Source organism: Acinetobacter sp. V116_7 (assembly GCF_056735735.1).
Genome location: NZ_JBWZIF010000012.1, coordinates 62,461 through 74,915, shown reverse-complemented (window position 1 = coordinate 74,915; position 12,455 = coordinate 62,461). Strand labels below are relative to the sequence as shown.

The following is a 12,455-nucleotide window of genomic DNA, read 5'->3' as shown; positions in this document are numbered from 1 at the left end:
AATTACATGCATAGGCAGTCGTTGTAAAGCACCCTGAAAATTAAGCACAGGATGCAAAAACCAAAGCTGCAACTGATGATGAAAATATGAGGGAATCAAATGGATAATCAACATTCTGCACTTAACGCACGTAAACAGCAAGCAACTCCACGTGGTGTAGGCGTGATGTGTCAGTGGTATGCAGAAAAAGCTGAAAATGCCACGCTTTGGGACAAGGAAGGCAACCAATTTATTGACTTTGCTGGTGGTATCGCAGTTTTAAATACAGGCCATCGCCACCCTAAAGTCATTGCAGCGGTGACTGAACAACTTACTAAATTTACTCACACTGCCTATCAAGTAACACCTTATGAAAGCTATGTGGCTTTAGCTGAGCGTATTAATAAGCGTGCGCCAATTGCTGGTCCTGCGAAGTCAGCTTTTTTCACTACAGGTGCAGAAGCAGTTGAAAATGCAGTAAAGATTGCTCGTTGTTACACTGGTCGTCACGGCATTATCACTTTTGGTAACGGTTTTCACGGTCGTTCATTTATGACGATGGCAATGACAGGTAAAACTGCACCTTACAAACGTGATTTCGGTGTGATGCCAGCGGGTGTGTTCCACGCGCGTTACCCAGTACCTGCTAAAGGTATTTCAGTGGACGCGGCAATTGAAAGCGTTGAAGATATTTTCAGTGAAGATATTGCACCACATGATGTTGCAGCAATTGTGCTTGAGCCAGTACAAGGTGAGGGCGGTTTCAATGTGGTGCCAGCTGAGTTCTTAAAACGTTTACGTTCAATTTGCGACAAGCACGGCATTTTGTTGGTTGCTGACGAAGTGCAATCAGGTTTTGCCCGTACTGGTAAATTGTTTGCAATGAACTATTACGAGACTAAAGCAGACCTCATCACCATGGCGAAAAGCTTGGGCGGCGGCTTCCCTATTTCAGGTGTTGTTGGCCGTGCAGAAGTGATGGATGCACCAAACCCAGGTGGACTAGGCGGTACTTACGCAGGTAGCCCGATTGCGGTTGCTGCTGCACACGCGGTTATTGATGCGATTGAAGAAGAAAACTTATGCGACCGCGCAAATGAATTAGGTGCAGAGTTGGTTGTTGCACTTAAAGATATTCAACAAGCAACAGGCGACATCGTAACTGATATTCGTGCATTAGGTTCAATGGTTGCAGTAGAACTTGAAACAGCTGAACAAGCAAAAGTTGTACAAAACTATGCAATGGAAAACGGGTTGTTACTTCTTACTTGTGGTAAATACGGTAATGTAATTCGTTTCTTATATCCATTAACCATTCCTGCTGAGCAATTCCGTCAAGGTCTTGATATCTTGAAACAAGGTTTTGCAACACTAAAAGCAGGTAGTGCAAAAGCAACGGAGCAATCTGCATGATTCAAAATACTTTGCAGTATTTGTTAAAACATCCTGATATTGCGTTAGAAGCACCTGCATCAAATGACTATATCGAGGTAAATGATGCTGCTACGGGCGAAACTTTGGCATGGGTAAAAACCTATGACCGCGCAGGGGTTGAAGCTGCAATTAACCGTTCGGCAAAAGCGCAGGCTGCTTGGAAAAAGCAAACTGCCTTGGCTCGTGCTGATGTGTTATTGGCATGGTACAACCTCATGCTTGAGCACAAAGAAAATTTAGCTCAAATTTTAACAGCTGAGCAAGGTAAACCATTGGCAGAAGCACGTGGTGAAATTGGTTATGCAGCATCGTTCATACGCTGGTTTGCCGAGCAAGCTCGCCGTATTGATGGTGAAGTATTAACACCTACGTTGCCAAATCAACGTCTGCTCGTGATTAAACAAGCAATTGGTGTTACTGCTGCAATTACGCCGTGGAACTTCCCAGCTGCCATGATTACGCGTAAAGCAGGTCCAGCGATTGCTGCGGGTTGTTCAATGTTGGTTAAACCAGCAGAACAAACGCCGTTAACCGCCTATGCACTTGAAGTATTGGCTTTACAGGCAGGCTTACCAGCCGATGTTTTAATTAACATTAGTGGTGATGCGGTTGAAGTTGGTAAAACCCTATGCGAAAGCGATATTGTTCGTAAGTTAAGCTTCACAGGTTCAACCCAAGTGGGTCGTATCTTGATGCAACAATGTGCGCCAACCATTAAAAAGCTTTCGCTTGAACTCGGTGGGAATGCGCCAGTTGTGGTATTTGACGATGCCAATCTTGAACAAGCTGTTCAGGGCATTATGGCAAGTAAATATCGCAACAGTGGTCAGACCTGTGTTTGCGCTAACCGTATTTATGTTCAAGACGGTATTTACGATGCTTTGGCAGACCGTTTGGTTGAAGCCGTGTCTAAATTGAAAGTTGGTGATGGCCGTCAAGAAGGTTCAACTCAAGGGCCTTTAATTGATGAAGATGCAATTGCAAAAGTTCAGTCTCATATTGCAGATGCAACCGAGAAAGGCGCGACAGTTCGTATTGGTGGTCAGCGTTCGGCACTTGGCGGTACATTCTTTGAACCGACTGTGTTAACTGGCGTAACGCAAGACATGAAAGTGTCTAAAGAAGAAACTTTTGGTCCCCTTGCACCACTATTCCGCTTTAAAACTGAAGATGAAGCAGTGGCAATGGCGAACGATACCGAATTTGGTTTAGCTGCTTATTTGTTTACTCAAAGCACAGCTCGTCAATGGCGAGTGGGTGAAGCACTTGAGTACGGTATGGTCGGCATTAACACGGGCGCGATTTCAAATGAAGTTGCTCCGTTTGGTGGCGTAAAACAGTCAGGTCTAGGCCGTGAAGGTTCAAAATTCGGCATCGAAGAATATGTTGAAATGAAATACCTATGCGTAGACTTATCTGAGTAAGGAATAAAACGAGTTCGTTTTGTTCTGAACGAAAACATGCAGTTATGCTGTATGTGATGTTTCACAAAAACCGGTCATGCCCATTCATGACCGGTTTTTTTATTTAAGTCGGCAGATATCCTTCATGGCTTTCGGGTAAACGTCTGAGTTCTTCAATCAGTGTTTCAATGAGTTTTTCGACCACCAGACGTTGGCCTTTTCTAGACACATAGACCAGTTGAAGCATGCCAATATTTGACTTCCAGTCAGGAAGAATATGAATAAGTGTGCCTTTACGAATTTCAGATTCGACGGTTAAAAAAGGAAGGTCGGCAATGCCTAATCCGTCCATCACTGCATAGTAGACCCCTGCTAAGTCATTACTTTTGATTCGTGGTTGATAAGGCACATCAACTGATTCACCGTTACGAATATTGCATAAATGCCAAATAGGGTTTTGTTTTTGAGTACCTAAGCTGATACTTGGAAAGTCTTGTAATTCGGAATAATGCTCAATAGTACGGCCTTGCAGTAATTCAGGCGAAGCCACCAGACAGTGATCTGTTTTAATCACATCACGAACAATTAAATTTGAATCTTCATTCGGTTCAAAATTGGTCCGAATCGCGAGATCGATATCATCATGCAAGATATCGACTCGACGGCTGGTTAGCTCAAGAGATATTTCAACTTTTGGATAGGTTTTTAAAAACTGATTTAAAATTTTTCTAATTTGAAAATGCATCATTAAAGGTGGGCAGCTTACTTTGACTAACCCTTGAGGTTCACTTTTTTGCTTTAACAAAACGTTTTCTGCACATTCAACTTGAGCAATGACTTTGCAGCATTCTTCATAGAACTCTTGGCCTAAATCGGTCACTTTAAAATGTCGGGTTGTTCTTTGAATGAGGCTAACGTTAAATTTATTTTCAAGGTCAATAATACGTCGGCTGAGCTTAGATTTACTAATATTTTCGGCTTCACTGGCCGCACTAAAGCCGCCGTGTTTTACGACTAAATAGAAATAATAAAAATCATCAAAAGAACTTATCAATGTCAGATCAATCCATTTAAATTTAAGATTAGAGCGCTTAAGCACTCTAATCTTGGCAATAGAATTTATTTTTGCGATGTATTAAAGCTATAGCTGGTCATTAGGTTACGGTAATCAGGAATATGATTTGAGAAGAGTGCACCAAGACCTTCTACATCATTACGCCAGTCACGGTGTAACTCACATGCCATACCGAACCAAGTCATCAGCTGAGCGCCTGCTTTTGACATACGGTCCCAAGCAGCATCACGCGTTAATTCATTGAAAGTACCAGAAGCATCGGTAATCACAAACACTTCAAAGCCTTCAGCGAGTGCAGATAAAGCTGGGAATGCCACACAAACCTCAGTGACCACACCGGCAATAATCAGTTGTTTTTTACCTGTCGCTTTAACCGCTTTTACAAAATCTTCATTGTCCCATGCATTGATTTGACCAGGACGTGGAATAAATGGCGCATCTGGAAAAAGTTCTTTTAATTCTGGAACTAAAGGACCGTTTGGACCGTTTTCAAAACTCGTGGTAAGAATAGTCGGTAAATTAAAATATTTCGCAGCATCTGCAAGTGCTAATACATTATTTTTAAATTTGTCTGGATCGATATCTCGAACTAAAGAAAGTAAACCTGCTTGGTGGTCAACTAAAAGAACCGCAGCATTATCCTTGTCTAAACGTACGTAATCTTGAGCCATTTTTTATGTCCTCGTGTTATCAAAATAAATAATCAAAAATTATTAAGTAGGTCATCAGTGCCTAAAATTATGCTAGATGAGTTTGTTGTCGTGATTAAGTCTAAAAAATAGGATTAAGAATTTTAAAAATAGGACGATCTTAAAAAGAGTACCTCAAACTTTATGATTGTCTCATAGATGAAATAATGTGTTGCTAATCCTGATCTATAAACTGCAATTATTGAGGCGTAAAATCAATCTCAGTTCAAGAAAATCCTACATATATAGGAGAGATCAGATGAAGAAATTTCTTGGTGCATATCAAAATAACCACATGCATTGGGTGGGTGATGGTTTCCCTGTATATAACCTATTCTCTTATGACCGTTTAGGCCAAACCCTAAGCCCATTTTTGCTACTCGATTATGCAGCGCCTTATACCTTCTCACCAACGACTGAACAGCAAGGTGTAGGCTCGCATCCACACCGTGGCTTTGAAACAGTGACCATCGCCTATCAAGGTGAAGTGACTCATAAAGACTCAAGTGGTGGCGGCGGAACCATTAAAACTGGTGATGTGCAATGGATGACTGCGGGTGCAGGCGTGTTGCATGAAGAGTTCCATTCTCCTGAGTTTGCAGAGCATGGTGGTCTTTTTGAAATGGTGCAATTATGGGTAAATTTACCTGCTCATTCAAAAATGACGCCTGGAAAATATCAAGCAATTGAAGCGAAAGAGATTCCAGACATTGCGTTAGATGAGCATGGCAGTCATTTACGTGTGATTGCTGGTGAATATGCAGATGCAAAAGGTGCAGCAACGACATTTAGTCCATTAAATGTATGGGATGGTAAATTGGCTAAAGGCCAAAAACACACCCTCTATGTACCTGAAGGGCACACCACGCTTGTTGTGATATTAGATGGCGCGGTTGTGGTCAATGATGCAAATCGTCTTGAAGGTAAAACCGTTGCGATTTTGTCTCGTGAGGGTGTTGAGTTTAGCTTAAATGCAGAAGAAGACACTAAATTCTTAGTGTTGACTGGCCAACCACTTAACGAACCAATCGAAGGTTATGGTCCATTCGTAATGAATACCAAAGCTGAGATTATGGAAGCGATTAATGATTTTAATCGTGGAAAATTCGGTTCAATCATGCAAGAAGGATAAATTGTTTAATTGCGCTTAATCGGCTATTAAAACAAAGTAATAAAAAGCCCGCTATCAAGTGTGAATAGCGGGCTTTTTCGCTGTAAAGATTCTGTTTTTATGATGGTTTTCATTGTTGTTGCGGCATTGTTTTATGTGATTTGGTTCTCATTATTGTGGCTCTATGATATCTCAAAATAAGATAGTTGTAAAACATATGATATAAATATAGTTAAATTATCTTATTTTATTTAAAAGATTTTTTTTAAATTTATAAAAAATATAAGTTTTTATATGACTGTATATTTTTGTAAAAAAATATACAAAGCTAGCTTGTCCTTTAGTTAAATATTTTCTATATAAATTGATGCAAAAAATAAAAATCTGGTAGTTTTTAATACGGTGTTTTTTTAGGGTATGAGTGATAATCAAAAAAATTCTCGAAAAATGGGACATCATTTTGAATATCGCAATTATTGGCAGTGGAATGGCAGGTCTTGCGGCAGCAAGAATTCTGAAAGATGCAGGGCATACGATCACGATATTTGAAGCACTTCCTGGCCGGGGAATGGATAGCCATAGCATTGAATTCGATGGTGGAATTATTGATGCACCGCTACGTGTGATGAATCCACATCTGTGGAAGAATACACTCAGCCTTGCTGCTCATTTAGGCATTAAAACCTTCCCAGTTCGTACTTATATGTCATGTAGCTGGTTATTCGAAGATCGTACGGAAACATGGTTAACGACATCTCGTAGTCGTATTGGTAATTTCCCAATTATCAATAACCGTAAAGGCATCCAGCAATATGGCTGGCGTCTTGTGAAAGGAATGTTGCAATTAAAAACTGCAATTCATCAGTTTTTCAAATCTAAAAATCAAGATATTACCCTCGCTGAATTTATTAATCAGAACGATATAGAAGAAGTATTCTGGCATGGTGTTGTAATGCCGGTGCTCTATACAATTTGTACGTGTAATCCAAAAACAATTGGCGATTGGCCTGCAAAAAACCTTCTTGAGTTTTTACGTCACTTAACTGATGGCGATATGTTGTTACGTATGAAAGGTGGTACACCTGCATTTGTAGACAGCTTAATTAAAGATATCGACATTCATAGCGGATCAGCGATTAAGAACGTTGAATTACAAGGCGAAAAAGTATTGGTTGAAAACAGCCAAGGTGAAAAGAACTTATTTGATCGAGTGATTGTGGCAACGCCAACGTCTAAAATTGATGAGTTTTTGAACCCTGAACAATTTGCTGAAGATATGAATTTGCTTAAGCAATTCCGTTTTGAGCAAGGTGATCTTGTTATTCATACAGATGCAACAGTAATGCCACCACGTCGTAAAGACTGGTCAGTGCTGAGCTATATGATGGATCGTAAGTTTACCCGTCAGCAATTCACGGTTTGGATGAATGCGGTTGAACCTTCACTTGTGGGTAAAAATCCAGTGTTCCAGACGTGGCGCCCAGTAACTGATATTGATCCTAAAAAAATCATTTCAAAAGTGACCTTAACGCGTGCAGTCGTTGACTCACAAACAGTTGCTCTAAATAAAGAATTGCAACAACGCCATTTAGACTTAAACCGTAAAGTATTTTACTGTGGTTCATGGTCATGTGACGGCTTACCAATTCTAGAATCGGCAGTTACTTCCGCAATGCATATTGCTGAAATTTTAGGTGCACCTTTACCATTTGTAGGTTTAAAGCCTCAGGTTGAAGTTGCCCCAGAACTCGGTTACTAAAATTGTGAAAACAAAAGTTCGAGCGGCTCTTTCTCGACTTATTCCCCATAAATATGCAATTGATGCATTAAGTTTGGGAGATGATGAAGAGCTTGCTTGGACAAATTTGGGTTTTTGGAAAAATACCCAAAACTACCGTGAAGCTTGTTGCCTATTGGCAGATCATTTGGCACAAGCCGTCAATTTAAATTCAAAAGATCATCTCTTAGACTTAGGTTGCGGACAGGGTGCAAGTTTGTTGCACTGGCTACAGCACTATCAACCCAAAAGCCTCAGTGCAGTTGACTTACAAGCCCAGTGTGTTAATAAAATTCAAAAGCTTATTCCTGAAATAAGCCAGATTTTTTGTGGTTCATTTTTAAATTTAAAACAATTTGAATTTAAACAACACTTCGATGCTGTGTTATGTATTGATGCGGCTTATCACAGCAATTTAAATTCATTTCTAGATTCGGTCACTCCAATTTTAAATTCAAAAGGCCGATTAGGTTTTCATTACCTAATGCGTGCTGACTCGTGTCAAAACATGACCGTCCTGCAAGAACAAAAGCATCGTTATTTACTCAAAGCAGCAAATGTCGCTTGGGATGCTGTGCCGATTGAAAAAATATTAAGAACAACCTTGGAACAACAAGGTTTTGCAGATATTCAAATTGAAGATTTATCCGAGCCTGTATTACTCGGTTTTTCGCGGTATATTCAAAATCAGCAAAGACAAAATCAAAGCCGAGGATTGGCAAATTTTAAAATTCAAATGACTGCAAAGTTATGCCAACAACTCTACCAAAATGGATATGTACGTTATATTCAAATCACAGCAATAAAAAAATAGGATGAGCCATGTCAGCTAAATATCAAGGATCGTGTTTATGTGGAGCTGTGAGCTATCAAAGCGAAACGGAGCCACGTTATAGCTTTAATTGCCATTGTCGAGATTGTCAGAAGGCAACAGGTTCAGCATATGCACCAATCGCTTTTTTTCACCAATCTGAATTGAAAGTAAGTGGTGAACTTAAATATTTTGAGACTTTAGGATCTTCTGGCCGACCTATTAAAAGAGCATTTTGCCCAACTTGTGGTTCTCAGCTTTTTGGCTTACCTGAAATTGCCCCTGAAATGATTTCAATACGTGCAGGTACTTTGGATGACCCGAGTCTCTATCAGCCTAGAGCAGAGGTGTTTGTGAGCCAAGCCTACGCATGGGATACGCTGAACCCAAACCTTAAACATTTTGAAAAAATGATAGAGAAGAGTAAGAAATAAGGCTTAATTAAAAAAACCAAATATTGCCAAAGCACATATTAAAGTAAAACTGCCAAAGGCTAAAAATAATATAGTTTTTCTAAATTTTAGCTGAGGCATTTTACTTACAATAATAATAAGGCATGCAAGTATGGTCACTAAAGGTTGAAAAAGATTTGATGGCAAAGTAAACATCTCGTTCCTTGTTGTTTTTAAATTTATTTTACAAATAAAGTAATAAACTCATTATATCGTCTTCTTATTTAATTGACGAACAGAACTTGTTTATAAATTCATATTTTTATTTCAATGATAGTAAATTAAGTTTTAAATTTAAAAGAAACATGTACGCTTTTTCTTACATACATTCGGGAAATTGGCGTCTTTTTATGACGTGATGAATTGCCTATGATGAACTCATCAGGAACAGGAAGTTCCGAAACGTAAAACAACAATAATAAGTTTAAGCATCAGGACGTGAGGTATTACAGGAAGTGTACCTAGTAACGAAATACGAAAAAAGCCCAACAGGATGTTGGGCTTTTTTCATTTTGTATTAATAAATTTGTTTGCCGCCTAATGCTGTGCAATCAACTGGTGTATTCCATTTTACGGCAGTTCCTGTAAGTACTGGACGTACAATACGCCACGGCCAGAAACCAAATCTTTGGCTTTGATGATAATTAATCACCACATCTGCACCGTATTTACGAGCAACGATCGCTAATTTAGGTTTTACTTCTTCAAAACCACCATAGGTTCCTTTCGCGGCTTTAATACGTTTAATAGATTTATAGTGCTCTGCTGAAGGAGTACCCTCAATTAAGCAAATGGGTGGGTTTGCAGTAGTTTGCATTTGAGCTTGAGATGTAGTGTCTTGAGCATATGTTGTTAAAGGCAAAGTTAGAAATAAAGCAGGTAAAATAAAACGAAGTTTCATATTTTTCCGTATTGGTATCTTAATGAATTAAAGTTTATAAAATAGGTCTTATTCATATGACCTTATTTGGGGGCGCATTATAATCATATCTTTTTAATATTTCTTATTTTAATCTTATATTTTTTAATAAATTAGCAGCATCCTGTTTTGCTTTTAAAAGAGAAAATGTGTTTTATAAATTTATTTTGAAGCTTAAGTTTATAATAAGTCTTTATTAAAAACAAAAAACAAAGCCTTTGACAAGAATTGTCTATCCCAACTATTATCCTTAAAAAATATTCTTAATATGTTATTAATTATGATGAAGAAAATATTATCTACTTTAGTTATTGGTTTATGTCTCACTCATCCAACCTTTGCACAGCCTGCTTCTAGTGAGTCTGTAAAAGAATTAATGAAGGTCACAAAATCCCAAGATTTATATAAACAAATGAACTCGTACATTGAGCAGATGATTTCAAAAACAATCTCTGAAGTTGAAATACAACAAGGTAAACCCCTTAATTCACAACAAAAACAGGTCGTGGCAAATTTTGCTAAAAAGTTCTCTAACATTACTGTAGAAGACATGGGTTGGGAAAAACTTGAGCCTGAATTTACTCGTATTTATGTGACAAATTTCACTCAAGAAGAAATCGATGGATTAATTAATTTTTATAAATCACCAGTTGGTCAAGCAGCCATAAACAAAATGCCTCTAGTGATGGAGCAAAGCATGAAATTGGGCCAAGATCTAACTAAAGAAGCTATGCCTAAAATTATAGCCGCAGCAAAAGAAATGGTTATTGAATTAGAGAAATATGAAAAATAATTTGAAGGGTGTGGATCAATAGGTCTGCACTCAATTTTTTGGTAATAATTATAAATCTTTAAGTATTTCAAAATTTACAGACAACAAAAAACCCCATAAATTAAATATTCATGAGGTTTAATGATGGTGCCGACACACGGATTCGAACTGTGGACCTACTGATTACAAGTACGAACAAGTATCTATATATTTATTAATAAAAACAATGATTTGTACTTATTTGTTGATGGGAAATTCAATAGAATCAATGAGACCTGATATTTTTGCTAAAGTATTGAAAGTTAAGGGAGTAGGTTGGTGAATACCAAAATCTCTTGTAAAACGATGATGGCTAAGTAGAAGAAAAATAACAGGCATAATTAATAATAGACCATCACCAGACCATATCTTTTTTGACTTCGAGTTGATGGACCGTAAACAGAAAATTGAAGAAAACTAACACTTTTCACAGAGTACCATAGCGGACCTTGATCAAAGCGTAGAGCTATTGAAGAAAATGAGATAGTACCGTCAAGTGCTGTTTTTGCCTTCAAATAGAAATACAGTGAGTTCAACTTGATTAAATTTTTATGGATAGGGATGAGTAAGAGGGGGAGCACGGGATTTATTTTTTCTTTTATATGAATTTCTCCCCCTAAATTTTACTATTTTTTCATAATTTTCAGAGAGATTTTGAGATTTACAATGCGGAAAGTATTTTCCGCATTTGTATTCTCTGCTCTCCGAGAGATTGATGAGAGAAGTCTCTATGATCAGAGAATACAAATGGAATGGGGAGAAGAAAATTTACTCAAACCTTTGAAATTTATATTGCTAATTCTCAATTGGACTATTTTCTAGTTCTGTAGGATTAAATTCTTATCCATAAACTGTATATATTGTTTATTTACCTTCAATTATTTAGTAAATAATTTTATATTTATATCGAATATAACTAGAAATTAAGGCGTCATTCTATGACGTTATTGGATTTTAATTATTATAAAAAAATAATATTCTGTGATTTATATAATTAATAGGTAGGATTAAGCATGACTCAAAATTTATCCATATCACTTAGAGGGTTCAATGATGAAAATATAGCGAAATTAGTAGGAAACTCCATCTTATCTTGCTTCAATCAAATGAATGAGTATATAGATATCAGTAGATTAGAGCTCATAAGCATTGGTTGTTCTGAGGAAGATTATACTTTTTTATTGTCAGAATTCAGGCATGAATTAAAAGCAACAAATGATGCCCTAGCAGTAGGTGCAGGGATGACAGTAGTTTCGGATCCTAAAGATTTAAAATTCAGAGTTTTCTTCAGTGGATTAGGTATTTGGGGGCTAATAAAAGCACATTATGAGAATGATGAAAGTTTATTAGATAGTGCAATTCATACTATTTCACATGAATTTATGCATGTCTATGTTGGAACGGAGCTTTACACAAGCTATCCAGAGTTACTAACGGAAATTATACCTCAAAACATACATGAAGAATTGAAGTGGAAAACGATTTTATCATGTTGGGAGGAATACAGAGTATGTTCACTATGTGCTAAATTCGGTGAAAATCCTTATGAGGGATATACAGATATTTTAGAAAATACTTTACTGAATTTTGAAGATAATATTTTAAAAGCAAAATCAGAAATATCAGATTGGGGTGTATTATTAAGAAGACTATATGGCGTAATACATACATTACTTAAATATTCATCTTATTATTTGGGAACATGTATTGGATTAGAGATTGATTATAGGGAAACGGATATTTATATAAAAAAAATAAGTAGATCTTGGTTCTGCAGGTATTTTGATCGACTATTTGATGCTCTTAGTGAAATGGCTCAGTGTTTTAATAGCAAATCCTATGATATGAATAGATTTTTTGATATAGCTGAAATATTAGTTGATATTTCCATGGAATATAAAGTACTTGTAGATGAGAAAGAAGATAATTCGGTCTGGGTCCAATTACTTCATTAATATAGAATATAAGAATGATTTTTATTTTCTGGAGAACAG

11 protein-coding genes are annotated in these 12,455 nt (G+C 37.4%); 8 read left to right on the top strand and 3 right to left on the bottom strand.

Annotated elements, in window-relative coordinates; genetic code table 11:
- The first annotated feature begins 99 nt into the window (after positions 1 to 99).
- Positions 100 to 1,392, top strand: coding sequence for a 4-aminobutyrate--2-oxoglutarate transaminase (gene gabT, locus AC1PJP_RS03015; RefSeq protein ID WP_013196628.1), 1,293 nt, complete (start codon positions 100 to 102; stop codon positions 1,390 to 1,392).
- Positions 1,389 to 2,837 carry an NAD-dependent succinate-semialdehyde dehydrogenase gene (locus tag AC1PJP_RS03010; RefSeq protein ID WP_004705037.1) on the top strand — a complete coding sequence of 483 codons (1,449 nt, stop codon included), beginning with the start codon at positions 1,389 to 1,391 and terminating at the stop codon, positions 2,835 to 2,837. Before gabT ends, AC1PJP_RS03010 begins: the two co-directional genes overlap by 4 nt.
- A 103-nt stretch (positions 2,838 to 2,940) precedes the next feature.
- On the opposite strand, the gene AC1PJP_RS03005 is transcribed toward AC1PJP_RS03010, so the two are convergent.
- Both AC1PJP_RS03005 and ycaC read right to left on the bottom strand, forming a co-directional pair.
- On the bottom strand, positions 2,941 to 3,915 hold the full coding sequence (locus AC1PJP_RS03005; protein ID WP_013196629.1) for a LysR substrate-binding domain-containing protein: 975 nt from the start codon (positions 3,913 to 3,915) through the stop codon (positions 2,941 to 2,943).
- 20 nt (positions 3,916 to 3,935) lie between these two features.
- Positions 3,936 to 4,562, bottom strand: a complete 627-nt coding sequence (gene ycaC / locus AC1PJP_RS03000; RefSeq protein WP_002052204.1) for an isochorismate family cysteine hydrolase YcaC — start codon at positions 4,560 to 4,562, stop codon at positions 3,936 to 3,938.
- A 277-nt stretch (positions 4,563 to 4,839) separates the two neighbouring features.
- Here ycaC and AC1PJP_RS02995 point away from each other — a divergent pair, with 277 nt between their 5' ends.
- The 4 genes from AC1PJP_RS02995 (at position 4,840) to AC1PJP_RS02980 (ending at position 8,713) form a co-directional block, all read left to right on the top strand.
- Positions 4,840 to 5,712, top strand: coding sequence for a pirin family protein (locus AC1PJP_RS02995; RefSeq protein ID WP_005300740.1), 873 nt, complete (start codon positions 4,840 to 4,842; stop codon positions 5,710 to 5,712).
- Positions 5,713 to 6,151: 439 nt separating this feature from the next.
- The gene (locus AC1PJP_RS02990; RefSeq protein WP_049837607.1) at positions 6,152 to 7,450 is read left to right on the top strand and encodes an FAD-dependent oxidoreductase; all 1,299 of its coding nucleotides are present in this window, start codon (positions 6,152 to 6,154) and stop codon (positions 7,448 to 7,450) included.
- Between the two features lie 4 nt (positions 7,451 to 7,454).
- Entirely contained in the window at positions 7,455 to 8,282 is an 828-nt protein-coding gene (locus AC1PJP_RS02985; protein WP_479766512.1) for an SAM-dependent methyltransferase, read from the top strand.
- A gap of 8 nt (positions 8,283 to 8,290) precedes the next feature.
- The gene (locus AC1PJP_RS02980) at positions 8,291 to 8,713 is read left to right on the top strand and encodes a GFA family protein (protein WP_005300748.1); all 423 of its coding nucleotides are present in this window, start codon (positions 8,291 to 8,293) and stop codon (positions 8,711 to 8,713) included.
- A 535-nt stretch (positions 8,714 to 9,248) separates the two neighbouring features.
- Here the strand turns inward: AC1PJP_RS02980 and AC1PJP_RS02975 are convergent.
- Positions 9,249 to 9,632 (bottom strand): hypothetical protein, encoded by a 384-nt coding sequence (locus AC1PJP_RS02975; RefSeq protein WP_005300754.1) that lies wholly within the window; start codon positions 9,630 to 9,632, stop codon positions 9,249 to 9,251.
- A gap of 298 nt (positions 9,633 to 9,930) precedes the next feature.
- Here AC1PJP_RS02975 and AC1PJP_RS02970 point away from each other — a divergent pair, with 298 nt between their 5' ends.
- Together AC1PJP_RS02970 and AC1PJP_RS02965 are read left to right on the top strand one after the other, a co-directional pair.
- On the top strand, positions 9,931 to 10,443 hold the full coding sequence (locus AC1PJP_RS02970) for a DUF2059 domain-containing protein (RefSeq protein WP_157411678.1): 513 nt from the start codon (positions 9,931 to 9,933) through the stop codon (positions 10,441 to 10,443).
- Between the two features lie 1,031 nt (positions 10,444 to 11,474).
- Positions 11,475 to 12,416: a hypothetical protein gene (locus AC1PJP_RS02965; RefSeq protein ID WP_479766511.1), complete on the top strand. Its 942-nt coding sequence runs from the start codon at positions 11,475 to 11,477 to the stop codon at positions 12,414 to 12,416.
- The last annotated feature ends 39 nt before the right edge of the window (positions 12,417 to 12,455 follow it).

Bases quoted from the DNA above. Each gene is read 5' to 3' on its own strand.
- ycaC (WP_002052204.1), bottom strand. From the start codon at position 4,562: ATGGCTCAAGATTACGTACGTTTAGACAAGGATAATGCTGCGGTTCTT.
- AC1PJP_RS03010 (WP_004705037.1), top strand. From the start codon at position 1,389: ATGATTCAAAATACTTTGCAGTATTTGTTAAAACATCCTGATATTGCG.
- AC1PJP_RS02970 (WP_157411678.1), top strand. From the start codon at position 9,931: ATGATGAAGAAAATATTATCTACTTTAGTTATTGGTTTATGTCTCACT.
- gabT (WP_013196628.1), top strand. From the start codon at position 100: ATGGATAATCAACATTCTGCACTTAACGCACGTAAACAGCAAGCAACT.
- AC1PJP_RS02965 (WP_479766511.1), top strand. From the start codon at position 11,475: ATGACTCAAAATTTATCCATATCACTTAGAGGGTTCAATGATGAAAAT.
- AC1PJP_RS02980 (WP_005300748.1), top strand. From the start codon at position 8,291: ATGTCAGCTAAATATCAAGGATCGTGTTTATGTGGAGCTGTGAGCTAT.
- AC1PJP_RS02995 (WP_005300740.1), top strand. From the start codon at position 4,840: ATGAAGAAATTTCTTGGTGCATATCAAAATAACCACATGCATTGGGTG.
- AC1PJP_RS02975 (WP_005300754.1), bottom strand. From the start codon at position 9,632: ATGAAACTTCGTTTTATTTTACCTGCTTTATTTCTAACTTTGCCTTTA.